The organism is Terrabacter sp. Root85, assembly GCF_001429185.1.
Classification (GTDB): Bacteria; Actinomycetota; Actinomycetes; order Actinomycetales; family Dermatophilaceae; genus Terrabacter.
Genome location: NZ_LMIW01000001.1, coordinates 465,302 through 488,987, shown reverse-complemented (window position 1 = coordinate 488,987; position 23,686 = coordinate 465,302). Strand labels below are relative to the sequence as shown.

The window sequence follows — 23,686 nt, the reverse complement described above, 5'->3', positions numbered from 1 at the left end:
CCCAATCGGTCCGGGGCGCAGTCGCGTCCACCGTCCATGGTCCTCCCGCGCGCGCTCGCGCACAGCAGAACGGGCGTATGCCGTGTGGTTGCTCTCGTGGGCCGCTGCGGGCCGGTTGACTCCTGCACGAGCGACAGCCCACGATGGATGATTTGGGGCACCCCAGAGCAGAGGAGAGCGCCGTGGGCACGGTGGTCATGTACGGCTCGGTGTCGGCGGACGGCTTCGTCGCGGACGAGGACGACCAGCCCGGACCGCTGTTCGACTGGTTGTCCGACGGTGACGTCCCGTTGGACGAGAGTGGCGAGCTGCAGGTGTCGCAGACGTCCTACGACTACATCCGGCCGTACTGGGACCAGATCGGGGTGACACTCGTCGGCCGCCACGTATTCGACCTGACGGACGGCTGGGACGGGAAGCCTCCGAGCGGCATCGACCACGTGGTCGTCGTGACGCACCGGCCGCCGCCCGACGGCTGGGACCCCGAGGCGCCGTTTCACTTCGTCGACGGCGTCGAGGCAGCCATGGCCCAGGCGCAGGAGCTTGCGGGTGACCGCATCGTCGAGGTCGCCGCTGGTGACGTCGGGGGCCAGATGCTCGCCGCGGGCCTCGTCGACGAGGTGCGCATGGACGTCGTACCCGTCGTGCTCGGGTCCGGCAAGCGCTACTTCGGCTCGGTCCACGCCCAGCACCTGCTGGAGGATCCCGACGTGGTGATCCAGGGCGACCGGGTGCTGCACCTGCGCTACCGGGTGCGCCGTTGACCGATCCGAGCGGGTGACACCGGATCGGGCCTCCGGCTGCGCCTGCGCCTCGCTGCCCCGTGCCCGACGCGCCAGCCGACATCCAGCTGGCGACGACCTCTCAACCCTGAAGAGCCGGTTCGGCGGCGGGCTCGGGACGCTCGGCTGCTGCGGTGGTCGCGGCATCGGTGCGGGCGAGCCGGCTCGGCCACCACATCCGTGCCCCGATGTCGAGGTTGAGGGCGGTGACGAGGACCGAGCGGACGATCAGCGTGTCGAGCAGGACGCCGAGTGCCACGGCGAAGCCGATCTCGGCGAACGCGACGATCGGCATCGTCGCGAGCACCGCGAAGGTGCCGGCCAGCACGAGCCCCGCCGACGTGATGACCCCGCCCGTCGCAGCGAGCCCCACGAGCGACCCGCGCCACGTCCCGACCTTCTTCGCCTCCTCGTGGACTCGGGTCATGAGGAAGATGTTGTAGTCGATGCCGAGGGCGACGAGGAAGACGAAGACGAAGAGCGGGAACGAGGAGTCGGCGCCGGCGAACCCCAGCACGTGCCGGAAGACCAACGCGGACAGGCCGATTGCCGCTCCGAAGGAGAGCAGGACCGTCCCGATGAGGACGAGTGGTGCGGTGAGGGCGCGTAGCAGGAGCACGAGGATGAGCAGGACGACGCCGAGGATGACGGGGATGATCCGCTCGTTGTCGTCGGAGCTGGCCCGGAGCGTGTCGACGCGGGTCGCCGTGTCACCTCCCGCGATGGCGTTCGCACCCGGCACGGCCGCGATGGCCGTCCTGATCCGGTCGAGCGCCGCGGTCGCCGCGTCGGAGTCCGGGGCCGAGGTGAGGGTGGCCTGGATGAGCGAGCGGCCGTCCCGAGTCACCGGGTCGGTGACCGTGTCGACGCCGTCGACCGCCTCGAGCGACGACCGCACCTGGGCGGCCGCGGCCTCGTTCGCGAGGACGAGGACCGGGGACCCCCCGCCGGCGGGGAAGTGCTTCGCGACGATCTGCTCGCCGATCACCGACGGCGGCGTCGTGTAGTAGGAGTCCTTGTTCTGCAGCCCGACCGCGTTGAGCTGGAGCACCCCGAGCGACGCGATCGCGAGCAGGAGCGACGTCACCACCCAGGTGCGTCGCGGTGCCCGGGCGATCCGGGCGCCGACGCGGGCCCAGACCCCGTCGCGGGTGCCGTCGACGGAGCCCAGGGTCGGGCGGACGGGCCAGAAGACCCACCGGCCCAGGACGACGAGCAGGGCTGGCAGCAGCGTCAGCATGACGAGCAGGGCGACGGCGATGCCGATCGCGGCGACGGGGCCCAGTCCCTTCGTCGAGCTCATCGACGCGAAGAGGAGGCAGAGCATGCCGGCGACGACCGTGGCACCCGAGGCGAGGATCGCCGGGCCGGCGCGGTGCAGGGCAACCGCCATGGCCTCGTGCCGGTCGGCGTGACGGCGCAGCTCCTCGCGGTAGCGCGCCACGAGGAGCAGCGCGTAGTCGGTACCGGCGCCGAAGACGATGACCGTGAGGATGCCGGAGCTCTGTGCGTTGACCGTGAGGGTGTCGCCATCGGCGAGGAAGTAGATGACGCCCTGCGCGACGAACAGGGCGGTGCCCGCCGAGACGACGGGAAGGAGCCAGAGGATCGGGCTTCGGTAGGTGATGAGCAGGATGAGGATCACGACGGCCATCGCGCTGTAGAGCAGCTTGCCGTCGATGCCGGAGAACGCCTCCGACGAGTCCGCGCCGTAGCCGACCGGCCCGGTGACGTGCATCGAGAGACCGGCGGGCCCGTTGGCGGCGATGTCGCGCATCTGCGTCGCCGTGGTGCTGAGGGAGTCCCAGCCGGCTTCCCCGGCGTCGACCGGGACGATGACCTGGAGCGCCTGGCCGTCGGCGGACGGGATCGGGCCGACCGAGTCGCGCTTGACCGGCTCGAGGGCGTTGAAGCGCACGACCTGCGCGGTCACGGCAGCGAGGTCGGCCGGCGTGACGCCGCTCGGCCGCTCGTAGACGATGACGGCGGGGAACTCGTTGGTGCTCTGGAATGCCGAGATCTGGTCGACGACCTGGGTCGACTGGGCGTCCGCGGGAAGCCAGGACGCGGCCTCGTTGTTGAGGACCGACTGCAGCTTCGACGACGGGCCGGCGAGGAAGCCGACCACGACGATCCAGAAGCCCACGACGAGCCACTTCGTCACCCGGGAGGACGGGATTCGCGCAAGCCGCCCGACATCGCCGATCCTGTTGTCATTCATGGCATTTGCCCCCTACCGGAGTCTGCCGCGCAGTCGCGGCGCCATCAACGCTAGGGCCGCCGACAGCCGCGCGAACAGGGGTTGGGCCTGGTTGGGGGTCCACTTCAGGGTCAGGTGGGGGAGGACCCTGACCCCGGGGCCCCGTCAGGGCCGGGTGCCGACCGCTGCTCGCCCCCGGAACCGCCTACCATGGGTTCCCGTGCAGTTCCTCAACGGTCTCCAGCCCCAGCTCGACCTCACCTACGACGACGTCTTCATGGTGCCCAGCCGCTCGTCGGTCACGAGCCGCCTCGACGTCGACCTGTCGTCGGTAGACGGCTCGGGCACGACGATCCCGCTCGTCGTCGCCAACATGACCGCCATCGCCGGGCGGCGCATGGCCGAGACCGTCGCCCGACGTGGCGGCATCGCCGTCATCCCGCAGGACATCCCCGTCGAGGTGGTCCGCGACGTCGTCGGCTGGGTCAAGCAGCGCCACCTCGTCCACGACACGGCGATCACCCTCGAGCGGCACATGACCGCCGGCGAGGCACTCGTCCTCATCGGCAAGCGGGCCCACGGTGCCGCAGTCGTCGTCGACGGTCCGAAGCCCGTGGGCATCGTCACCGAGAAGGACCTGACCGGCGTCGACCGCTACACGCAGGTGCACGACGTCATGCACGAGGACATGGTCGTGCTGCCCGACTCCATCGACCCGCAGGAGGCCTTCGAGCGGCTCTCGGCTGCGCGGCGCAAGGTCGCCCCCGTCGTCTCCGAGCACGGCGAGCTCGTCGGCATCCTGACCCGGGGTGGTGCGATCCGAGCCGGTCTCTACCAGCCGGCCGTCGACGACAGGCAGCGCCTGCGCGTGGCCGCCGCGGTCGGCATCAACGGTGACGTCGCGGCCAAGGCCGCCGAGGTGCTCGACACCGGCGCCGACGTCCTCGTCATCGACACCGCCCACGGGCACCAGGACAAGATGATCGACGCGTTGCGTGCGGTGCGCGCGCTCGACCCGCAGGTGCCGGTCGTCGCCGGCAACGTCGTGTCTGGTGCCGGCACACGTGAGCTGATCGAGGCGGGTGCCGACGTCGTCAAGGTCGGGGTGGGCCCGGGGGCGATGTGCACGACCCGGATGATGACCGCGGTCGGTCGGCCACAGTTCTCGGCCGTGCTCGAATGCGCCGCGGCCGCAAGGGAGCTCGGCAAGCACGTCTGGGCTGACGGTGGAGTGCGGCACCCGCGCGACGTCGCCCTCGCGCTCGCGGCAGGCGCGTCCAACGTCATGATCGGTTCGTGGTTCGCAGGCACGCTCGAGTCGCCCGGGGACCTCTACACCGACAACGACGGGCGCCAGTACAAGGAGTCGTTCGGCATGGCGAGCAGCCGGGCCGTGCGCAACCGCACCGCGACCGACACGGACTACGACCGCGCCCGCAAGTCCCTTTTCGAGGAGGGCATCAGCACGGCGCGGATGTACATCGACCCCGCGCGCCCCTCCGTCGAGGACGTCATCGACGAGATCGTCGCCGGGCTGCGCAGCAGCTGCACGTATGCCGGTGCGCGCACGCTCGAGGAGTTCCACGAGCGGGCCGTCGTCGGGCTCCAGAGCACGGCCGGCTTCGCCGAGGGGCGCCCGCTCCACACCTCCTGGTGACGCCGGCGCCCGACGGCGGCCGAAGGCAGCCGACGGCGCCCGACGGCGGCCGACGGCGGCGGACGATCGGCGCGAGACCTGCCGCATGATCCGCCGTCCAGTGTGGTGATCGCCCCACCGAAGCGCGGACCTTCACGCGGTCACCGCTCGGGAGGCGACGGCATACACGATCAGTGGCGCTTGCGGCCGACCTCGACGATGCGCCAGCCACGCTCGCGCGCGAGCTCGCGCAGCTCACGATCGGGGTTGACCGCGACGGCCTCGCCGACGCGCTCCATCATCGGCAGGTCGCTGACCGAGTCGCTGTAGGCGACGCACCGCGCGAGGTCGTAGCCGCGCTCGGCGGCCAGCTTCTCGATCTCGATGACCTTGCCTGCGCCGTAGCAGAACTCGCCGGTGAGGTGCCCGGTGTAGCGGCCCTCCTCGTCGAGCTCGCTGCGCGTGGCGACGGCGCCCTCGAGCCCTAGCGCGGCCGCGATGCGGCTGACGAGCTCGATGGGGGATGCCGACACGACGATGCGGTCGTGGCCGGTGGCGCGCGCCTCGGCGAGCAGGCCCATCGAGGCCGGGATCGCCTTGCGCACGATGCCCGGCGTGATCGCGTCGGTCAGGTGGATGATGTCGGACTGCGGGATGCCGGCCACCGCACGGAGGATGCGCTCGCGCAGGGCCTCCGAGCCCTCATCGGTGGATCCCTTGCGGTGGAAGGAGATCGCGTTGAGGGTGTCCTTGACGAGGTCCTTCCACGGCACGTGACCGCCGCGGAAGGCGGCGATCGCGAGCGGGTAGTTGGCAGAACCTCTGATCAGGGTGCGGTCGAGGTCGAAGAAGGCGGCCGTCGGCACCGGTCGTGCCGACGACACGGCAGCCTCAGCCGACACGGGCCACCATCGGCAGGGCGGGACGCCGCGGCGGGACCGGGGCGTTGACGGCGCGGGCGGCGTTCTTCGGCAGCGGTCGCGGCCGGTTCGGCAGGGCGAGGCGGAAGACCTTGGCCCACGCCTGGTAGACCTGCTTGGGCAGCGGGCCGGTCGTGTACGGCAGGCCGTAGCGCTCGCAGATCTCACGCACCTCGACCGCGACCTCGTGGTAGCGGTTGCTCGGCAGGTCGGGGAAGCAGTGGTGCTCGATCTGGTGGCTGAGGTTGCCGGTCATGAGGTGCATGAGCTTGCTGCCCGAGATGTTGGCCGAGCCGAGCATCTGGCGGATGTACCAGTCGCCGCGGGTCTCGCCCTCGATCTCCTCCTCGGTGAACGTGTCGACGCCGTCGGGGAAGTGGCCGCAGAAGATGACCGAGTGCGCCCAGACGTTGCGGATGGCGTTGGCCGTGAAGGTGCCGATGAGCGCCTGCTTGCCCGAGCCGAAGGGGACGGCGGCGAGCGGGGTCGCGGCGTAGTCCTTCGTGAACTGGCGAACGACCTTGCGGCCCATGGCCTTGAGGTCCTTCTTGAGGTCGTCCTTGGACTTCTCGCCGTCCTTGACCGCTTCGAGCTCGAGGTCGTAGATGGCGATGCCCCACTCGAAGAACGGCGCGAGGATCATGTTGTAGAGCGGGTTGCCCAGGTTGCCGGGGTGCCACGGCTGGTCCTCGTCCATGCGCAGGATCGAGTAGCCGACGTCCTTGTCCTTGCCCAGCACGTTGGTCCACGTGTGGTGCAGGTCGTTGTGCGTGTGCTTCCAGGCGGCCGCCGGGGTGACGAAGTCCCACTCCCACGTCGTGGAGTGGATGTCGGGGTCGCGCATCCAGTCCCACTGGCCGTGCAGGACGTTGTGGCCGATCTCCATGTTCTCGAGGATCTTCGCGACGCTGAGCATCGCGGTGCCGGCGACGAACGCCGTGCGCTTCTTCGAGAAGAGCAGCGTGGCGCGGCCGGCGACCTCGAGGGTGCGCTGGACGCGGATGACGCGGCGGATGTAGGCGGCGTCGGCAGCACCACGCGTCGCGATGACGCGGTCGCGCAGGGCGTCGAGCTCCTTGCCGAGCTGCTCGACGTCGGCGTCGCTGAGATGCGCGGCGGCGCTCGGCCGCTTGGCGGGTCCGCCGGACGCCGCGAGGACCGGCTTCCGGTTCCGGGTCGTCGGGGCGGTGCCCTCGGCGACGCCGGTGGCGGCGGCCTCGAGGGGCGTCGTCGTCGGTCGGTTCGTGGTGGCTGTCATGGTGGTTCCCTTCTCAGATGTCCAGGTGGACGGGTCCGGCGGCCGCGTTGACACAGGTCTGGATGAGCTCGCCCTCGTCACCGTGGACCTCGCCCGTGCGCAGGTCGCGGACCTTGCCTGCGACGAGCGGGACGAGGCAGCTGCGGCAGATGCCCATGCGGCATCCGCTCGGCATGACGACGCCGCAGTCCTCGCCGGCTTCGAGGAGGGGGACGTCGCCGGCCGCCTCCACTTCCTTGTCGGACTTCTCGAACGTCAGCAGCCCGCCCTCGCCGCCGGAGCCCTCGAGCAGGACGGGCGCGAAGCGCTCGATCGTGAGGCCCGCGTGCGTCGCGTCGTCGCCGTCGCGCTCCCACAGCTCGGTGGCCGCGTCGAGGAAGTCCGTGGGTCCGCAGGCGTATGCCGCCCGCTCGCGCCAGTCGGGACAGAGCGTCTCGAGGTCGGTGACGTCCGACAGGTCGAGGCGGCGCCCGCCCTCCTCGCGCGTGAACCAGTGGCGGACCGTGAGGCCGGGGAACTGGTCGGCGAGCTCGAGCAGCTCGTCGTGGAAGAGCGCGTCGTCGCGGGTGCGCGCCGAGTGGACGAGGACGACGTCGGCGTCGGGCCGGCGGGGCACGAGCGTGCGGATCATCGACATGACGGGCGTCAGACCGCTGCCGGCCGTCAGCATGAGGAGCGGGCGGGGGTGCTCGGGGAGCACGAAGTCGCCCTGCGGGGTGTCGAGGAAGAGGATGTCGCCGACCTTGGTGCTGCGGGCCAGGGCCGTCGAGACGAAGCCGATCGCGGTGACGGTGATGGCGGGGTCGTGGCCGACGGCGGCCGACAGGGAGTAGCTGCGCCACTGGCGCACGCCGTCGATCTCGACGCCGATGCGGGCCCACTGGCCGGCGGCGTGGGGGTTCCAGCCGCGGCCGGGACGGAAGTGGATCGTCGTCGAGTCGGGGGTCTCGCGGACCACCTTCGTGACGACTCCGCGCAGCTGTCGGGCCGAGGCCAGCGGGTTGACCAGATTGATGATGTCCTCGGGCGCGAGCGGGGTCGTCAGGATCGACGCCACACGCCGGAGAGCTCTGATCTGGGTCATCCTCCTATGGTCCTCGCCGAGCGGCTTCCGGATCTTGGGGTGACGCGTACTCTTTGGGGTAGGAAACTGTTGCGTGACGACAAAAGGCAGGAGGCCGAAGTGGCGTACGCCACGTCCGACCCGCCGTGGTTGTCTCTCCCCGCCGAAGTGACGACCGTGCTGCGTCCCGTCGTGACCGACATCGTCGAGGCGATCATCGAGGGCATCCCGCGCGACGTCCCGGTCTACGCGATGCCGATGGAGGGCCGTTTCGGGCAGGGCGTCCGGCGCGGTGTCACGGTCGCCCTCAACCGCTTCCTCGACCTGCCGGGGACCCGCCTGCAGGCGCTGTCCGAGGACGGCAAGTGGGTCTACGAGAACCTCGGTCGCGGGGAGGTGCGCTCCGGGCGGAGCCTCGAGTCCCTCCTCGCGGCCTACCGCTACGGCGCGCGGGTCACCTTCCGCGCGATCTCGCGCACCGTCGACGTGTCGCAGCTGCCGCCCGACGTTCTCCTCTCGCTCGGCGAGTCCCTCTTCGCCTACATCGACGAGCTGTCCGCGGCCAGCGCGCAGGGCTACGCCCAGGAGCAGTCCGAGCGCGCCGGTGAGCAGCTGCGGCTGCGCGGCGAGCTGCTCGAGATGATCCTGCGCGGCGACTCGAGCGACGGGGGCGTGGCACGTCTCGCGGCGGCCGTCGGCTGGACCCTCCCGGAGGTCGTCGTCGTCGCCCTCGTGCCCTTCCCGCACGTCGACGGGCTGCGCGGTGCGCTCGGTCCCGACGGCCTCGTCACCGAGCGAGGCACGGACGTCCTCATCGTCTTCCCGTTCCTCAGCCGCAAGGCGCGTCGTCGCGACCTCGAGCGCGCGCTTCGGGGCCGGCGCGCCATCGTCGGGCCGGCGCGCCCCTGGCAGCAGGCGGGTGAGTCGCTGCACCTCGCGACGGCGGCGGGTGCCCACGGCGTCGCGCCCGGACCGGACCGGCCGGACGCCGACGGAGCCCCCGTGTGGGTCGAGGACCACCTCGCCGAGCTCGTCGTCCTCGCCGAGCCGCTCGCCACGGACGATCTCGCCCGCACCCGCCTCGCGCCCTTGGACGGCCTGCGACCGGCCGTGCGCGAGCGCCTCACCGAGACGCTCCTGTCCTGGCTGCGCCACCAGGGTCAGCGTGCCCCGATCGCGGCCGAGCTCTTCGTCCACCAGCAGACCGTCGGCTACCGCGTGGCGCAGCTCAAGGAGCTCTTCGGCGAGGCGCTCGACGACCCCGAGGTCCGCTTCGAGCTCGAGCTCGTGCTGCGCGCCGGCCACCGCTGAGGTCACGGGCACGCTCGGGCCGGCCGGACGGCATACGCCCTCGGGCCGGTCGTGCGCGCGATCGCGCGGCTCGGGTCGTCGGGGCGCAGCCGCCGCGCGACCTCGCACCCGACGAGCGGTCAGAGCGTGCGGATCGGGGAGCCGTCGAGGTATGCCGTCACGTCCTCGACGACGCCGGCCCAGAACGTCGCGTAGACGTCACGCGTCACGTAGCCGAGGTGGGGCGTCAGGAGCGTGCGCGGTGCGGTGCGCAGCGGGTGGCCGACGGGGAGAGGCTCCTCGTCGAAGACGTCGAGGCCGACGCCCCCGAGGTGACCGCGCCGGAGGGCCGCGAGCAGGGCTCGCTCGTCGACGATCGGGCCACGGGAGGTGTTGACGAGCAGTGCGTCCGGGCGCAGGAGCGCCAGCTCGCGCTCGCCGACGAGGCCGCGGGTGCCCTCGGCGAGGACGAGGTGGATCGAGACCACGTCGGACCCGGAGAGCACGGCGTCGAGGGAGGCCGCCCGGACTCCCGCCTGCTCGGCGCGCTCAGCCGTGAGGCTCCGGCTCCAGGCGACGACGTCCATCCCGAAGGCGCGGCCCACGGAGGCGACCTGCGTGCCGATGCGGCCGAGCCCGAGCAGACCGAGCGTGTGCCCCGCGAGGTCGCGGCCGACCGTCGTCTGCCAGCCGCCCTCGCGCACGGCGGTGGCCTCGGGGACGAGCTGTCGTGCCAGCCCGAGGACGAGGGCCCACGTCAGCTCGGCAGGGGCGGTGGCGAGGCTCTCGGTGCCGCAGACGGTGATGCCGGCGGCGGTGGCCGCGGCGACGTCGATGCTCGGGTTGCGACGGCCGGTCGTCACGACGAGCCGCAGGCGTGGCAGCGAGGCGAGCACGGCGGCCGGGAGCGCGGTGCGCTCGCGCATGACGACGACGGCGTCGTAGCCGGTCAGTCGCTCGACGAGGGCGCCGACCTCGCTGACGTGGTCGCGGAAGACGTCGACGGTGCACGGAGAGCTCGGGTGGTCCGTGACCGGCGACCAGTCGGCGCTGGACAGGGCGACGCCCTGGTAGTCGTCGAGCACCGCGATCCGCACGGTCACCAGCGTACGAGGCGCCGGACATGCGAGAAGCGCCGCTCTCTGATGAGAGCGGCGCTTCTGGTGTCTTGCGACCCCGACCGGGCTCGAACCGGCGACCTCCGCCGTGACAGGGCGGCGCGCTAACCAACTGCGCTACGGGGCCTTACTGGGTGGTGCGTGTCGAACTGTACTGCGTATCCCCAACGGGATTCGAACCCGTGCTGCCGCCGTGAAAGGGCGGAGTCCTAGGCCGCTAGACGATGGGGACCTGCCCGACCTATCCGTTGGGACGTCGAAACTATATGGGAGATTCTGGCACCGTCCAAATCGGCTCCGAACCCCCGTCCGGGGGCGGCCGGATCGCTTCCGGGACAGTCTCTCGGATCAGCCCTTGGCCCACGCCCGGACCTCGTCGACGGGCCACGTCGTGACGATGCGCTCGGCCGGGATGCCGAGGCGCTCGGCGCGCTCGCAGCCGAGCGACTTCATGTCGAGCTGCCCCGGGGCGTGCGCGTCGGAGTCGATGGTGAAGAGGCAGCCGAGGTCGCGCGCCAGCTCGATGAGCTCGTCGGGGGGGTCGCACCGCTCGGGACGCGAGTTGATCTCGACGGCCACGTCGTGCTCGAGGCACGCGCGGAAGACCTTCTCGGCGTCGAACTGCGACGGCGGACGCTTGCCGCGGTTGCCCGTCACGAGCTGGCCGGTGCAGTGGGCGAGGACGTTGGTGTGCGGGTTGCGCACGGCGGCCACCATGCGGGGCGTCATCTCGAACGAGGGCTGCCGCAGCTTGGAGTGGATCGAGGCGGTGACGACGTCGAGCTGGTCGAGCATGTCGTCGTCCTGGTCGAGCGTGCCGTCGAGGTGGATGTCGACCTCGATGCCCCGAAGGAGCGTGAACGCCTCGCCGAGGCTCGCGTTGATGGCGTCGACACGCTTCAGCTGGTCGGTGAGGCGGGCGCGGCTCAGGCCGTTGGCGACGGTGAGGCGCGGCGAGTGGTCGGTCAGCGCCATCCACTCCTGCCCGAGCTCGACGGCGGCGAGCACCATCTCCTCGATCGGGCTGCCGCCGTCGCTCCAGTTGGAGTGCGCGTGGAGGTCTCCGCGGAGCGCGGCGTAGAGCTCAGCACCACCCGTCGTCAGCGGCGCGCCGTGCTTCTCCTCGGCGGAGACGAGGTAGGCCGGCAGGTCGCCGCGCACCGCCTGGCCGATGATCGCGGCGCTCGAGTCGCCGATTCCCTTGATCTGCTTGAGGGTTCCGGACTCGACGCGCTCCTTCAGCTCTTCGTCGCTGATGAGCGTGATCGCCTCGATGGTCTTGCGGAACGCGTCGACGCGGTAGCTGCTCTCGCGGCCGCGCTCGAGGAGGAAGCAGATGCGTCGCAGCGCGTCGAGCGGGCTGATCGGTGCGTGCGGAGGGGTCGGCTGCTCCATGTCGAGCAGCCTAACCGCGGCGGCCGACGCCGCGCCCTGCTACTGCTGCAGGGGCGGCAGCGTGCTCCCGTCGGGGAACTTGCCCGGGGGCGTCCGGGTCGCCGGGACGACCCGGACGATGTCGCCGTACTGCTGCGCGATGAGGCCGGCCGAGGAGCCCTCGTCGGCCATCACCAGCACCCGGTCGGTGCGGGCGTCCTGCGTGACGGCGATGATCTCGATCCCCTTGGAACGCCAGAGCATTCGCTGGTCGACGATCTCCTTGGCGACCTTCTCCTTCTCGGCCAGGGTGTGCTTCATGACGACGAACTCCACATCGGTCGGTGACGGCATCGCGGCGGCCACGAACGCCTCGAGGTCGGGGTCGTGCCGGGTGACGACGACGGCCACGCGGCCACCTGCGGCGTCGGCGGCATACGCCCCCGAGAACACGTCGGGCCAGCGCGCGGCCACGGTGGGCGCGACGGCGTCGAACGCGTTGGTCTGCGGCGTCGAGAGCGTGCCGAACCACCGGGTCGAGTCGCGAGCGGGTGGGGCGGACGGGACGAGGTCGACGCCCGTGGGCACCTCGCTGCCGGTGAGGGTCTGGGGCGATCGGGCGCCGTTGTCCGCGCCGGCGCTCCCCGTCGCGTCCTTCATGACCTCGGGCGCCGAGCCCGCGCTGGCGCTGCTCGACGACGCGCCGTGGTTGCCGGCCGCCCAGGAGGCGCCGACGGCACCGACGACGACGAGTGCGGCAGCGGCGCCGAGGAGCGTCGAGCGCCGGCGTGAGGTGCGCGCCCGTCCGCGCATCAGGGCGCGCTGGGCGAAGAGGTCGTCGCGGGGTGGTTCGAGGTCGTTCATCGTGGACAGCGCCTTTCGCAGCTGCAGCTCGCCTTCCTCCGGCGCAGCGCCGGGTCCGCTCGTGGTGTCGTCGCTCATGGAAACGCTCCCGCCCCGGTCAGTGGTGGTTCGGCGAGCCGGTCGCGCAGGGCGGCGAGCCCGCGCGAGATCTGGCTCTTGATGGTGCCCTCGGCCACGCCCGTGCACTCGGCGATCTGGGGCACCGTGAGGTCCTCCCAGAAGCGGAGGACGAGGACGGCACGCTGCTTCTCGGGGAGGTCGCGCAGCAGGTCGGTGAGGGTCATCGCGAGCTCGCGGTCGTGGTCGGTCGTCTCCGGCTCGGGCGCCTCGTCGGTGAGGACCTCGCGCCGCCGTTTGCGCTGGTCGTTGAGGTAGAGGTTCATCATCGTGCGTCTCGTGTAGGCGGTCTCGGCCCCCGTGGCGATGCGAGGCCAGGCGACGTAGACCCGCGCCAGGGCCTCCTGGACGAGCTCGTCGCCGTCGGCCCAGTTGCCGCAGAGCAGGTAGGCGCGTCGGCGCAGCATCGTCTGCCGCTCCTCCACGAAGCTGCGGAACGCCGCCTCGTCCCTCCGTCTCATGTGCTCCCGCCGGTCCCGGTCGTCATCGGTGGTGCCGATCGTCTGGCTGTCAGTGTCGTACACCCCCTAGACACAACGGCACGGCGAACCGTTGCACTCGGGTCTCGATCCACCGCGATGGCGTATGCCGGGTGGCCCGGTCGTCGGGGCGTCGCGGGCTCGCGGGAGGGTTCAGGAGACCCGCCCGAGGGCGACGAGCGCGAGCATGAGCGCGGCGATCGTCTCGCCATCGGTGATCGAGCCGTCCCGGACGAGACCGATGACCTCGCGGACCGGGACGCGCCGGACGTCACGGATGCCCTCCTCGGCGCGGGCCGCGCTGGCGGGGGCGCCGGGGACCCGCGCGAGACCGGTGGCGAGGTAGACGACCTCGGGCGCGCGGCACACGCCGTTGAGGGCGTTCATCGTGCCGATCTCCCTCCAGTCCCGGGCCACGAGCCCGGTCTCCTCGGCGAGCTCCCGCCGGGCGGCCACGAGCGGGTCCTCACCGTCGGTGCCGCCGGCGGGCACCTCGACGGAGGTGCCGACGGTGTGCCGGTCGACCGTGACGAGGACGACCTCGTCGGCCTCGGTGAGGGCGACGACGAAGACGGCGGGGCGTTGCAGCTCGACGACCCCGTAGATGCCGTCGGTGCCGTCGGGCCGGGTCACGGCGTCCTCCCGGACCCGGATCCACGGGTTCTCGTAGACGACCGTCGTCGCTCTCACGGGCCAGCTCACGACGGGTCTCCGAGGCGCATGCCCCGATCGTGCCACCGGTTCCCCTCGAGCGAGCGCCCCGTCCCACTCGAGTGAGCGCCCCGTCCCGGCGGGTGGGGTCGAGCCTCAGTCGAGGAGCGTGATGAGCACGATGGCGCGGCCCGCCGTGCCCGCGCGCACCTCGTCGAGCGTCGGGGGCCGGTCGACGTTGACCTTGAGGGCGACGCGGTTGGCACGCTTGGGTCCGAGCTCCTTGAGGAGCCGGTCGAAGATCTCCGCCACACGGTCGGGGTCCTCCTCGAGGACCGCGTGCGCACGGCGTCGACGCCCGTCGATCGTCACCTCGAGGTCGGCCCCGCCGCGCAGGTTGGCGCGCCAGGCGCCGCCCCCGTAGGTCATCAGCTGCCCGTCGAGCTCGTGGCGGCCGACGGGGACGTCGTAGACGCGGCCAGAACGCCGTCCGGTCACGTGCAGCACGAGCAGGCCCTTGCTCGCGATGCCGTGCAGCGGAGACGACAGGAGCCCGCGCAGCACCGGGTTGAAGATCTTGACCATCGCGGCGGGGGCCAGGGCCTCCTCGACCGCGGGCTTCGTCGTGTCGGTCACGGCCTCAGCATGACACCGCGGACGCCGACTCCGAGGCCGATCGCCGAACCCGCCCCCAACCCACTCGAGTGAGCGCCCCGTCCCACTCGAGTGAGCGCCCGGTCACGGCAGACGCAGGTCAGGCGGCGTGCTCGAGGGCGAGGAGGCGCTCCTTCGTCTGGAGACCGCCCAGGTAGCCGCCGAGGGACCCGTCCGACCGGAGGACGCGGTGACACGGAACCACGATGGGCAACGGGTTCGTCGCGCACGCCGACCCCACGGCCCGCACGGCCCGTGGGCTGCCGGACGCCACGGCGACCTCGCCGTAGCTCTCGGTCGAGCCGTACGGGATCTCGCTCAGGTGCCGGAGCACGGTGAGCCGGAAGCCGCGTGCCAGCCGCAGGTCGAGCGGGACGTCGAAGCCCTGCCGTCGTCCCGTGAAGTAGTCGTCGAGCTCGCGCGCCAGCGGATCGAGTCGGTCGCCGCCGCGGAGGATCCGCGAGCCGACCGACGACCCGAGCGACTCGAGGACCCGGTCGTGGTCCTCGATCTCGAAGGCCACGCGTACGACCCCGAGCTCTGTCGCGGCGAGCAGGAGCGATCCGACGGGCGAGTCGACGAGGCGGTAGGTCACGTCGACGGCGGACTCCGCAGAGGCGCGGTCGACGAGGGCTGCGTGGAGGACGGTGAGGCGCTCGGCCTCTCCGGAGGCGGCCTCCGTGAGGAGCTGGATCGGGTTGTCAGACATGGGTGCTCACCCTTCCGTCGGTGGCGTAGGTGGACCGGAGCCGCGCGATGCCGTCGGCTGCCGCGCGGCGCGCTGCCGCGGGCGTGCCACCGACGATGCGGGCGACCTCGGGGTGGGGCAGGCCCGCGACGTGGTGGTAGGCCACGCAGAGGCGCTGCTTCTCGGGGAGTGCGGCGACCGCCGTCCAGAGGTCCCCGTCGGGCAGGGCCTCCTCCGGCTGGTCGACGCGTGGGGCCGTGGTGTCGGGCACCGCCGCGACCGGGACCGCGTGACGCGCGCCCGCTCGGGCGACGTCGACGGCCTTGCGGTGCGCGATGGTGACGAGCCACGCCCGGACGTTCGCGTCGTCGGGCAGGTCGGGCCAGGCGCGCAGGGCCGAGAGGAAGGTCTCGGACCACGCGTCGTCGGCCTCGATCGGGCCGAGCACGGCGCGGCAGACGCGCAGCACGACGGCCCCGTGCTCGGTGACGGCCTGCTCGAACGGTCGCTTCATGCCCTGTAGACGCTCCGGCCCGCGGAAGTGTGAGGTCCCAGTGTGACGGACGGGGCGGCCCGCTCACTCGAGTGGGGCGGGGCGCTCACTCGAGTGGGGGAGGGGTCAGAAGAGGCGGCCGGAGTCGGCGGCGGGGGGCTCCTCGAGCGCGAGGAGGAAGCGCTTGCGACCCAGCCCGCCGGCATACCCCACGAGGGAGCCGTCGGCGCCGATGACGCGGTGGCACGGCACGACGACGGCGATCGGGTTGCGCCCGTTGGCCGTGCCGACGGCCTGGGCGAGGTTGCGGTCGCCGAGCGCCCGCGCGAGGTCGCCGTAGCTGCGCGTCTCGCCATAGGGGATCTCGCGCAGCAGCGCCCACACCTTCTGGTGGAAGACGTCGCCGCGCGGGGCGAGCGGCAGGTCGAACTCGGTCAGGGCACCGGTGAAGTACGCGGCGAGCTGCACCGCGGCCGCCGCGAAGGGCTCGTCGGCCGGGTCACCGGCCTCGCCGAGGACATCGGGGTCGTCAGGGCGGTACTTCGCGGCGTCCATGAGCAGGTGCGTGATGGCGCCGTCCTCGGCGACGACGGTCAGCTCGCCGATGGGCGAGGGGAGGACGACGTGCGCACGGCTCATGCCTGCTCGTCGCCTCGCGTCGCCGCCCCGTGGGACGCGACGATGTCGTCGTGGGTCGGGATGGGGAACTCGGCCGCGTAGTCGCCGTAGGCACGCGGGTCCTCAGAGGGCTCGAGGTGGCAGGTCAGGGCGATCTCGCCGAACTCGCGGTGGACGGCCTCCTCGACCTCCTCCATGAGGTCGTGCCCCTGCTGCACCGTCCACGCGCCGGGCACGAGCACGTGCACCTCGGCGAAGCGGTGGTGGCCCGAGACGCGGGTGCGCAGCGCGTGGAAGTGGACCTCGCGCGTGACGAACCGGGCGAGGATCTCGGCGATCGCGCTGTTGTCCTCCTTGGGCATCGAGATGTCCATGAGGCCCTCGGTGGACTCACGGATGAGCTTCCAGCCGGTCCAGATGATGTTGATGCCGACGAGGAACGCGATGACCGGGTCGAGACGTGCGATCCCCGTGAGGGCGACGAGCACGACACCGATGACGACCCCGGCGGACGTCCACACGTCGGTCATGAGGTGCTTGCCGTCGGCCGTCAGCGTCAGCGAGCGGTAGCGGCGCCCGGCGCGCAGCAGCACGACGGCCACCGCGCCGTTGACCGCCGAGGCGACGACCGAGATGGCGAGGCCGATGCCGACGTTCTCGATCGGCTGCGGGTGCAGGAAGCGCTCGACCGCGGTGTACATGATGACGAGCGCGGCGACGAAGATCATCATCCCCTCGACCGCCGCCGAGAAGTACTCGGCCTTGGTGTGGCCGAAGTGGTGGTTCTTGTCGGCCGGCATCGCGGCGACCTTGAGCGCGATGAGCACGGCGATGGCGGCGACGAGGTTGACGACCGACTCGGCCGCGTCGGACAGCAGGCCCACCGAGCCGGTGATCCGCCACGCGATCACCTTGAGCGTGATGGTGACGATCGCGGCCGCGATGGAGAGGTAGGCGAACCGGCTCAGGTCGCGGGTCTGGGGCGCGCGACCGGACGGCGTGGACGCTTCGGGCTGGTCCGCCGCGGCACTCGGGTTCGCTGACACCACCCCAGTGTCGCAAAAGGTGCCGACGCCCTGTGACGTGCGACGCCCCGCTGGACGTCGGTGGTCCGGATCTGGTGGCGATCGACGGCGACCGGGTAGGGGGAGAGGTATCTGATCTACGGCGAAAGGAGCCCTGACATGGGTACCGAAGACAAGGCCAAGAACATGGGTGAAGACCTGAAGGGCAAGGCCAAGGAAGCCACCGGAAAGGTCACCGACAACGAGCGACTCGAGGCCGAAGGCAAGACTGATCAGGCCTCGGCGGACCTCAAGCAGCGGGGCGAGCAGCTCAAGGACGCGGGCGAAGACGTCAAGGACGCCTTCAACCGCTGACCTTCCGGAGCGGGGTGGGCCGGTCCCGACGGGGGCCGGCCCACTGCTCTGTCCGGCCGCGCCGGTCGACGAGGGCGTATGCCGTCCCGCCCGGTCGCGCGGTCGCGGGACCTTCGACCCCTTGTCAGCCGGGCGCCCGTCGGTGAGGCTCGTGGGGACGCACGATCGCCGACCCCTCGAGAGGCCCTGCCGTGACGACGAGCCAGACCCCGACGACCGCCACCGTGCCGGCCCCGACCGTCGACGAGATCGCGTCGATGGACGCGTGGTGGCGGGCCAACAACTACCTGACGATCGGGCAGATCTACCTCCAGGACAACGCGCTCCTGCGTCGGCCGCTCGTGCCGGACGACATCAAGCCACGCCTGCTCGGACACTGGGGCACGAGCCCCGGGCTGTCCTTCGTCTACGCGCACCTCTCGCGCATCATCCGGCACACGGGTCAGCAGGCGATCTACCTCACCGGCCCCGGCCACGGTGGTCCCGCGCTCGTCGCGGCCGGCTACCTCGAGGGCACGTACTCCGAGATCTACCCCAAGGTGACGTGCGACGAGGACGGCGTGCGCCGCCTCTTCCGCCAGTTCTCGGCGCCCGGCGGCATCCCGAGCCACGTCTCCGTCACGACGCCGGGCTCGATCCACGAGGGTGGTGAGCTCGGCTACGTCCTCGTCCACGCCTTCGGTGCCGTCATGGACAACCCCGACCTGCTGGCGCTCGCCGTCGTCGGTGACGGGGAGGCCGAGACGGGCCCGCTCGAGGGCTCCTGGAAGGGCATCTCGTTCCTCAACCCGCGGCGCGACGGTGCGGTGCTGCCGGTCCTGCACCTCAACGGCTACAAGATCGCCGGGCCGACGGTGCTCGGCCGCAAGGACCCGGCCGAGGTGCGCAGCCTCCTCGAGGGGCACGGCTACGACGTGCTCGAGGTCGAGGGTGACGACGTGCCGGGCATGCACGAGCGCTTCGCGGAGACGCTGGCGACGGCGTACGGCCGGATCCGCGCCATCCAGCAGGACGCACGGGCGGACGGCTGGACGATGGGGGAGCGGCCTCGGTGGCCACTCATCGTGCTGCGCACGCCGAAGGGGTGGACCGGGCCGGAGGAGGTCGACGGCATCCCGGTCACGGGCTCGTGGCGCTCGCACCAGGTGCCGCTCTCGGGTGTCAAGGACAACCCCGAGCACCTCGCGGTCCTCGAGACGTGGCTGCGCTCCTATCGGCCCGAGGAGCTCTTCGACGAGTCGGGCAGGCCGACCGACGTTGTGCTGCAGGCGAACCCGGAGGGCGACCTGCGGATGAGCGCCTCCCCGCACGCGAACGGCGGGGTCCTCAGCACCGAGCTCGACATCCCCGACTTCCGCGACTTCGCACGGGACGTGCCCTCGCCGGCGGCGGCCCGGGAGGAGTCGACGCGGGCCCTCGGCGAGCTGATGCGCGAGCTCTACGTGCGCAACCCGACGACGTTCCGGCTCTTCAGCCCCGACGAGACGAACAGCAACCGGGTGGGCGCCGTCTTCGACGTGTCCGACCGGATGACGGCCGAGCGGGTGCTCGAGCAGGACGAGAAGCTCTCGCACGACGGGCGGGTCATGGAGGTGCTCTCGGAGCACTCGTGCCACGGCTGGCTCGAGGGCTACACGCTGACCGGCCGGCACGGGCTCTTCGCGACGTACGAGGCCTTCGCGATGGTGAGCGCCTCGATGACGGTGCAGCACAGCAAGTGGTTGCAGGAGGCCAACAAGCTCGACTGGCGGGCCAAGGTGCCGAGCCTCAACATCCTCCTGACGTCGACGGCGTGGCGCAACGACCACAACGGCTTCTCGCACCAGGGACCCGGCCTCATCCAGACGGTGCTCAACGCGCGCGGCGAGGTGTCCCGGATCTACCTCCCGCCGGACGCGAACTGCCTTCTCTCGGTGGCCGATCACTGCTTCCGGTCGAAGAACTACGTCAACCTCGTCGTCATCGACAAGCAGCCGCAGCCGCAGTGGCTGACGATGGACGAGGCCGTCGCCCACTGCGCGGCCGGGGCGGGCATCTGGGACTGGGCCGGCACCGACGACGGCGACCGCGACCCCGACGTCGTGCTCGCCTGCGCGGGCGACGTCGTGACGATGGAGGTCGTCGCCGCGGCCCAGATCCTCAAGGAGAAGCTGCCGCAGCTGCGCGTGCGCGTCGTCAACGTCGTCGACCTCATGACCCTGCCGCGCGTGCGCAGCCACCCGCACGGCATGGACGACGTGCGCTTCGGTGAGCTCTTCACCGACCACGTCGACGTCGTGTTCGCCTTCCACGGCTACCACGGCGCCATCCACCAGCTCGTCCACGGGCGGCCCGACGCCGACCGCTTCCACGTGCGCGGCTTCAGCGAGGAGGGCACGACGACGACGCCGTTCGACATGGTGGTACGCAACGGCGTCGACCGCTACTCCCTCGTCATGGACGCCATCAACAACGCCGGTCGCCAGGTGCGTGGGTCGAGCGAGGTCAAGGCCTGGTGCCAGGCCGAGCTCGACAGGCACCACGAGTACATCGTCGAGCACCTCGAGGACATGCCCGAGGTGCGTGACTGGGTCATGACGACGGTCGTCGAGGACTGACCGCCCGCCACGACGGCAGAGGGTGTATGCCGCCCACTCGGGTGGGCGGCATGCGTGGACTCGTCAGTCGCGCCGAGGTGCGATGACGACGTCGATGCCGTTGTCGCGGAAGGCTTGCAACGCCACGGGGTCGGCGGACTCGTCGGTCACGAGCGTCCACGTGCGTGGCATGACGGCCCAGGCGTGGAAGGGCGACTGGCCGAGCTTGTCGGCGTGCGCGAGGACGTAGGTGTGCTCGGCCCGGCTCATCATCAGCTCCTTGAGCCGGGTCTGCTCGAGGTCGGCCTCGCAGATACCGCGCTCGGCGTGCACGCTGTCGGCGCCCATGAAGGCCCGGTCGAAGCTGAGGCGCTGGACGGCGGCCTCGGCGAGCGGCCCGACGAAGGCCTGGCTCAGCGGCCGCAGCCGGCCGCCCAGGGCGATGACGTCGATGCCGACGCTGTCGGCGAGGGTGCCCATGGCGCTGATGCCGGCCGTGACGACGGTCAGCTCGGTCAGCTCGGGCGTCTTGGTGATGGCGTCGGCGAGCGCGCCCATCGTCGACCCGGCGTCGAGGAGCACCGTCTCGCCGGGCTCGATCTGGTCGGCGGCCCAGCGGGCGATGTCGCGCTTCGCCGCGTGCGCCTCCCCGAGACGCTGGCGCAGCGACGCCTCGGGATGGTGGGCCAGGCTCATCACCCCGCCGTAGGTGCGGGCCAGCTTGCCCTGGGCGGTCAGCTTGGCGAGGTCGCGCCGGATCGTCGACGCGGTGACGCCGAGCTGGTCGGAGAGCTCCTCCACGCTCGCGAGCCCACTGGTGGTGGCGAGGCGGACGATCTCGCCCCGACGCGTCTGTGCGGTGTGCTTCGCCACGCTGGGCACCTTAGGCGTCCACGGGCCGTGGCGCCATCTCCGCGCCGAGGCGCAGCGCCTCGATCATCGAACGGTGGTCGGCGATGCCGGTGCCGGCGATGTCGAAGGCCGTGCCGTGGTCGACCGACGTGCGGATGACGGGCAGACCGATCGTCACGTTGACACCCGCCTCGAGGCCGAGCACCTTGACCGGCCCGTGGCCCTGGTCGTGGTACATCGCGACGACGAGGTCGTAGTCGCCGCGACCGGCGAGGAAGAAGAGCGTGTCGGCCGGCAGGGCGCCGTGCACGTCAATGCCGTCGGCGCGGCAGACCTCCACGGCGGGGTCGATCTTCTCGGCCTCCTCGCCGTAGCCGAAGAGGCCGTTCTCGCCGGCGTGCGGATTGATGCCGCAGACGCCGATCTTCGGGGTCGGGTTGCCGGCGTCGACGAGGGCCTGGTGGCCCCGACGGATGACGCGCTCGACGAGACCGGGCTCGATGCGGTTGACGGCATCGATGAGGCCGATGTGGGTCGTCACGTGGATGACCTTGACCCTCTCGGTCGAGAGCATCATCGAGACCTCGGGCGTGCCGGTGAGGTGGGCGAGCAGCTCGGTGTGGCCGGGGAAGACGTGGCCGCCGGCGTGCAGCGCCTCCTTGTTGAGCGGCGCGGTGCAGATGGCCTGGACCTTGCCGGCCATCGCGAGCTCGGACGCGACGCGGATGTAGTGGTAGGCGGCGTCGCCGGCGACGGCCGACAGCTGCCCGAAGGGGAGGTCCGCCGGCAGCAGCGCGAGGTCGATGACGTTGATGCGCCCGGGGATCTCGCTCGCCTCCTCGACGTCGTCGATGGTGACGATGTCGACGGGGACGCCGGCGATGTCGGCGGCCTGCTTGAGACGCAGCGCGTCACCGACGACGACGACGCGCGCCATCGTCGCCACGTGCGGGTCGGCCAAGGCCTTGACGATGATCTCGGGGCCGATGCCGGCGCCGTCTCCCATGGTCACGGCGATGCGGGGAAGGGCGACGCTCATGAGTTCTCCTCGGTGGTCGCGCCGGGGGTGGCGCGGGGTGCGGTGGTGGTCGATGAGGTGCGGTGGTGCGGGGCCTGCGGCGGCACGGTGGTGGGCCCCAGCAGGTGCTCGACGACGCGGACGAGCGAGGTCGGGTCGCCGAAGCTGCCCGGGCGCGTGACGACGAGCCGCCCACCGGGGCGCCGGCTCACGACGGTGCCGGTCTCGACCTCGGCGACGACGTCGAGAGCGGGCACGTCGAGGCGGTCGAGGACGGCGCGGGCGGTCTCACCGCCGGAGAGGAACGCCGCGTCGAAGTGGTCGAGCACGGGCGAGACCGCGGCGGCGAGGGACTCGGTCAGGGCACGCGACCGGCTCGGGTCGGCGCGGGCCGCGGGGTCGAGCGCCACCACGACGACGCCCTCACGGGCGCGCTCGGCGAGCTGGACGCATACGGCCCCCGGGTCGGCCAGGAGGCGGTCGGGCTGCAGCAGCACCGTGTGCGCGGAGCGCGCAGCCGAGAGCCGCTCGAGCTGGGCCGGGAGTCCCGGCGCGCGCGTGCCGAGCACGAAGAGCACCGTCGCACCGTCGCACCGTCGCTGGACGTTCGCCCTGGCGCAGTTCCAGGGCGGAGTCGGGGCTGTCGGTCGCTGGAAGTGCGCCATGGCGCGGTTCCCGGGGCAGGGCCCGCACGGCCGCGTCGGCCAGGGCTCCGGACCCGACGAGCAGCGTGTCGGAGCCGAGGGCCGCGCTCGCCCTGACGGCGGCGGCGTGGACGACATCGAGGTCGGCGTCCGTCACGGCGTCGCAGACCGCGACGAAGCCGGTGCGGGTGGCCTCGTCGAGGGCCGCCGTGACCGCCTCGACGCCGCGCAGCACGGTGGTGTGCGGGACGAGCACGGTGGCCAGCGGGTGCAGGGCCGCGGCCACCCGGTCCGGCGCCGGGGTCGGCTCGACGGCCCAGAGGTCGGTGTGGTGCAGCGGCGTGCCGCCGACGTGGAGCACGCCGTCGACGACGACGCGCTCGAGCGCGGGGTTGGCGACGGCCACGACCGGTGTGCGCTGCAGCTCCTCGGCGAGGGCGGCGACCTCCGCGGCGACGTGTCCCCGGAGCAGCGAGTCGACCTTCTTGACGACGACCGGTGCCGTCGTGACGAGGGCTGCGGCTGCGCGAACCGCGCGCACGGCCTCCGCGTGGGGGAGACGGCGCGAGTCGGTGTCGACGGTGAGGACGGCGAGTGGGTCGTCTGCTCCGCCCGGGGTGCGCACGTCGGGTCGGAGACCGGACGCGGGTGCGATGGGCGACGACGAGGCCGAGAGAACGACTGTACTGCGCGAAACGCGCATGAGAGCGTGGGATGCGCACTCTGCGGCGCCGCTCAGATCATCGGCGACGATGCCCAGGGCGAGTGCCTTCACGTTCTCCTCCTCACGGTGTTTCCTGTGCGTTTCGTGCTGTGCGACAAGGAGATTGGCGACCCTGCCGATGGGGATGAAGGGTGCCGCGGCGTGCTCCGGGAGCGCACCGGACGGCATGCGAACAACCGTCCCTTCACAAAAAACGCTACAGGTATTGCGCGAATCGCGCAATGGTGCAAAGGTGGTCCAACCCGAGGGGCGCAGCGTGCGCCGCCGACGGGGAGGCCACCGCTCAAC

General features: G+C 71.7%; 22 protein-coding genes, 2 tRNA genes and 1 pseudogene. 5 read left to right on the top strand and 20 right to left on the bottom strand.

Annotated features, from left to right (window positions below):
* The first annotated feature begins 182 nt into the window (after positions 1–182).
* Complete coding sequence (locus tag ASE25_RS02370; RefSeq protein ID WP_056771788.1) at positions 183–764, top strand: dihydrofolate reductase family protein; 582 nt, start codon at positions 183–185, stop codon at positions 762–764.
* A 100-nt stretch (positions 765–864) separates the two neighbouring features.
* Here ASE25_RS02370 and ASE25_RS02365 read toward each other — a convergent pair whose 3' ends face one another.
* Positions 865–3,003: an MMPL family transporter gene (locus tag ASE25_RS02365; protein ID WP_056822447.1), complete on the bottom strand. Its 2,139-nt coding sequence runs from the start codon at positions 3,001–3,003 to the stop codon at positions 865–867.
* Positions 3,004–3,202: 199 nt separating this feature from the next.
* Between ASE25_RS02365 and ASE25_RS02360 the strand changes: the two genes are divergently transcribed.
* Complete coding sequence (locus ASE25_RS02360; protein WP_056822444.1) at positions 3,203–4,639, top strand: GuaB1 family IMP dehydrogenase-related protein; 1,437 nt, start codon at positions 3,203–3,205, stop codon at positions 4,637–4,639.
* 170 nt (positions 4,640–4,809) lie between these two features.
* On the opposite strand, the gene ASE25_RS02355 is transcribed toward ASE25_RS02360, so the two are convergent.
* The 3 genes from ASE25_RS02355 to ASE25_RS02345 are packed head-to-tail and all read right to left on the bottom strand — an operon-like array spanning position 4,810 to position 7,880.
* A complete protein-coding gene (locus ASE25_RS02355; protein ID WP_235508505.1) occupies positions 4,810–5,520 on the bottom strand; it encodes an HAD family phosphatase in 711 nt (236 codons plus the stop codon).
* Positions 5,510–6,796 carry an acyl-CoA desaturase gene (locus ASE25_RS02350; protein ID WP_056771777.1) on the bottom strand — a complete coding sequence of 429 codons (1,287 nt, stop codon included), beginning with the start codon at positions 6,794–6,796 and terminating at the stop codon, positions 5,510–5,512. Before ASE25_RS02350 ends, ASE25_RS02355 begins: the two co-directional genes overlap by 11 nt.
* Before the next feature lie 13 nt (positions 6,797–6,809).
* Complete coding sequence (locus tag ASE25_RS02345) at positions 6,810–7,880, bottom strand: ferredoxin reductase (RefSeq protein ID WP_056822441.1); 1,071 nt, start codon at positions 7,878–7,880, stop codon at positions 6,810–6,812.
* A gap of 99 nt (positions 7,881–7,979) precedes the next feature.
* Between ASE25_RS02345 and ASE25_RS02340 the strand changes: the two genes are divergently transcribed.
* On the top strand, positions 7,980–9,170 hold the full coding sequence (locus tag ASE25_RS02340; RefSeq protein WP_056771772.1) for a CdaR family transcriptional regulator: 1,191 nt from the start codon (positions 7,980–7,982) through the stop codon (positions 9,168–9,170).
* 119 nt (positions 9,171–9,289) lie between these two features.
* On the opposite strand, the gene ASE25_RS02335 is transcribed toward ASE25_RS02340, so the two are convergent.
* The 12 genes from ASE25_RS02335 to ASE25_RS02280 all read right to left on the bottom strand — a co-directional run bounded on the left by ASE25_RS02335 (position 9,290) and on the right by ASE25_RS02280 (position 17,254).
* Positions 9,290–10,246: a D-2-hydroxyacid dehydrogenase family protein gene (locus ASE25_RS02335; protein WP_200958948.1), complete on the bottom strand. Its 957-nt coding sequence runs from the start codon at positions 10,244–10,246 to the stop codon at positions 9,290–9,292.
* A 74-nt stretch (positions 10,247–10,320) separates the two neighbouring features.
* Positions 10,321–10,394 (bottom strand) — tRNA-Asp (locus ASE25_RS02330).
* Positions 10,395–10,426: 32 nt separating this feature from the next.
* Positions 10,427–10,499: transfer RNA gene (locus ASE25_RS02325), tRNA-Glu, on the bottom strand.
* 116 nt (positions 10,500–10,615) lie between these two features.
* Positions 10,616–11,662: a PHP domain-containing protein gene (locus tag ASE25_RS02320; RefSeq protein ID WP_056822437.1), complete on the bottom strand. Its 1,047-nt coding sequence runs from the start codon at positions 11,660–11,662 to the stop codon at positions 10,616–10,618.
* A gap of 39 nt (positions 11,663–11,701) precedes the next feature.
* On the bottom strand, positions 11,702–12,583 hold the full coding sequence (locus tag ASE25_RS02315) for a hypothetical protein (protein ID WP_056822435.1): 882 nt from the start codon (positions 12,581–12,583) through the stop codon (positions 11,702–11,704).
* Positions 12,580–13,083 carry a SigE family RNA polymerase sigma factor gene (locus ASE25_RS02310; RefSeq protein ID WP_235508504.1) on the bottom strand — a complete coding sequence of 168 codons (504 nt, stop codon included), beginning with the start codon at positions 13,081–13,083 and terminating at the stop codon, positions 12,580–12,582. The genes ASE25_RS02315 and ASE25_RS02310 overlap by 4 nt, the downstream gene beginning before the upstream one ends.
* 171 nt (positions 13,084–13,254) lie before the next feature.
* The gene (locus ASE25_RS02305) at positions 13,255–13,803 is read right to left on the bottom strand and encodes an NUDIX domain-containing protein (protein WP_056822429.1); all 549 of its coding nucleotides are present in this window, start codon (positions 13,801–13,803) and stop codon (positions 13,255–13,257) included.
* 105 nt (positions 13,804–13,908) lie between these two features.
* A complete protein-coding gene (locus ASE25_RS02300; RefSeq protein WP_056822427.1) occupies positions 13,909–14,388 on the bottom strand; it encodes a nitroreductase/quinone reductase family protein in 480 nt (159 codons plus the stop codon).
* A gap of 118 nt (positions 14,389–14,506) precedes the next feature.
* Positions 14,507–15,115 carry a methylated-DNA--[protein]-cysteine S-methyltransferase gene (locus ASE25_RS02295; protein ID WP_056771756.1) on the bottom strand — a complete coding sequence of 203 codons (609 nt, stop codon included), beginning with the start codon at positions 15,113–15,115 and terminating at the stop codon, positions 14,507–14,509.
* Positions 15,108–15,608: an RNA polymerase sigma factor gene (locus tag ASE25_RS02290; protein ID WP_056822424.1), complete on the bottom strand. Its 501-nt coding sequence runs from the start codon at positions 15,606–15,608 to the stop codon at positions 15,108–15,110. The genes ASE25_RS02295 and ASE25_RS02290 overlap by 8 nt, the downstream gene beginning before the upstream one ends.
* Before the next feature lie 105 nt (positions 15,609–15,713).
* Positions 15,714–16,226 carry a methylated-DNA--[protein]-cysteine S-methyltransferase gene (locus ASE25_RS02285; RefSeq protein ID WP_056822422.1) on the bottom strand — a complete coding sequence of 171 codons (513 nt, stop codon included), beginning with the start codon at positions 16,224–16,226 and terminating at the stop codon, positions 15,714–15,716.
* Positions 16,223–17,254: a cation diffusion facilitator family transporter gene (locus ASE25_RS02280; RefSeq protein ID WP_200958946.1), complete on the bottom strand. Its 1,032-nt coding sequence runs from the start codon at positions 17,252–17,254 to the stop codon at positions 16,223–16,225. Before ASE25_RS02280 ends, ASE25_RS02285 begins: the two co-directional genes overlap by 4 nt.
* 135 nt (positions 17,255–17,389) lie before the next feature.
* Between ASE25_RS02280 and ASE25_RS02275 the strand changes: the two genes are divergently transcribed.
* Both ASE25_RS02275 and ASE25_RS02270 read left to right on the top strand, forming a co-directional pair.
* Positions 17,390–17,584 carry a CsbD family protein gene (locus tag ASE25_RS02275; protein ID WP_056771749.1) on the top strand — a complete coding sequence of 65 codons (195 nt, stop codon included), beginning with the start codon at positions 17,390–17,392 and terminating at the stop codon, positions 17,582–17,584.
* A gap of 191 nt (positions 17,585–17,775) precedes the next feature.
* Positions 17,776–20,181: a phosphoketolase gene (locus tag ASE25_RS02270; protein WP_056822420.1), complete on the top strand. Its 2,406-nt coding sequence runs from the start codon at positions 17,776–17,778 to the stop codon at positions 20,179–20,181.
* Between the two features lie 63 nt (positions 20,182–20,244).
* On the opposite strand, the gene ASE25_RS02265 is transcribed toward ASE25_RS02270, so the two are convergent.
* From ASE25_RS02265 to ASE25_RS23330, 4 genes and pseudogenes are all read right to left on the bottom strand, one after another.
* Positions 20,245–21,033, bottom strand: coding sequence for a DeoR/GlpR family DNA-binding transcription regulator (locus tag ASE25_RS02265; protein WP_056823764.1), 789 nt, complete (start codon positions 21,031–21,033; stop codon positions 20,245–20,247).
* A gap of 10 nt (positions 21,034–21,043) precedes the next feature.
* The gene (pdxA, locus tag ASE25_RS23340) at positions 21,044–22,051 is read right to left on the bottom strand and encodes a 4-hydroxythreonine-4-phosphate dehydrogenase PdxA (protein ID WP_056771742.1); all 1,008 of its coding nucleotides are present in this window, start codon (positions 22,049–22,051) and stop codon (positions 21,044–21,046) included.
* On the bottom strand, positions 22,048–22,695 hold the full coding sequence (locus tag ASE25_RS23335) for a nucleotide-binding domain containing protein (RefSeq protein WP_235508503.1): 648 nt from the start codon (positions 22,693–22,695) through the stop codon (positions 22,048–22,050). The genes pdxA and ASE25_RS23335 overlap by 4 nt, the downstream gene beginning before the upstream one ends.
* 43 nt (positions 22,696–22,738) lie before the next feature.
* Positions 22,739–23,566 (bottom strand): annotated as a pseudogene (locus ASE25_RS23330) (four-carbon acid sugar kinase family protein); the annotation flags it as partial.
* Between the last annotated feature and the right edge of the window lie 120 nt (positions 23,567–23,686).

Excerpts from the sequence above, each read along its gene's own strand:
- ASE25_RS02310 (WP_235508504.1), bottom strand. The coding sequence starts at position 13,083 with ATGAGACGGAGGGACGAGGCGGCGTTCCGCAGCTTCGTGGAGGAGCGG.
- pdxA (WP_056771742.1), bottom strand. The coding sequence starts at position 22,051 with ATGAGCGTCGCCCTTCCCCGCATCGCCGTGACCATGGGAGACGGCGCC.
- ASE25_RS02365 (WP_056822447.1), bottom strand. The coding sequence starts at position 3,003 with ATGAATGACAACAGGATCGGCGATGTCGGGCGGCTTGCGCGAATCCCG.
- ASE25_RS02350 (WP_056771777.1), bottom strand. The coding sequence starts at position 6,796 with ATGACAGCCACCACGAACCGACCGACGACGACGCCCCTCGAGGCCGCC.
- ASE25_RS02275 (WP_056771749.1), top strand. The coding sequence starts at position 17,390 with ATGGGTACCGAAGACAAGGCCAAGAACATGGGTGAAGACCTGAAGGGC.
- ASE25_RS02285 (WP_056822422.1), bottom strand. The coding sequence starts at position 16,226 with ATGAGCCGTGCGCACGTCGTCCTCCCCTCGCCCATCGGCGAGCTGACC.
- ASE25_RS02290 (WP_056822424.1), bottom strand. The coding sequence starts at position 15,608 with ATGAAGCGACCGTTCGAGCAGGCCGTCACCGAGCACGGGGCCGTCGTG.
- ASE25_RS23335 (WP_235508503.1), bottom strand. The coding sequence starts at position 22,695 with ATGGCGCACTTCCAGCGACCGACAGCCCCGACTCCGCCCTGGAACTGC.
- ASE25_RS02295 (WP_056771756.1), bottom strand. The coding sequence starts at position 15,115 with ATGTCTGACAACCCGATCCAGCTCCTCACGGAGGCCGCCTCCGGAGAG.
- ASE25_RS02320 (WP_056822437.1), bottom strand. The coding sequence starts at position 11,662 with ATGGAGCAGCCGACCCCTCCGCACGCACCGATCAGCCCGCTCGACGCG.
- ASE25_RS02345 (WP_056822441.1), bottom strand. The coding sequence starts at position 7,880 with ATGACCCAGATCAGAGCTCTCCGGCGTGTGGCGTCGATCCTGACGACC.
- ASE25_RS02315 (WP_056822435.1), bottom strand. The coding sequence starts at position 12,583 with ATGAGCGACGACACCACGAGCGGACCCGGCGCTGCGCCGGAGGAAGGC.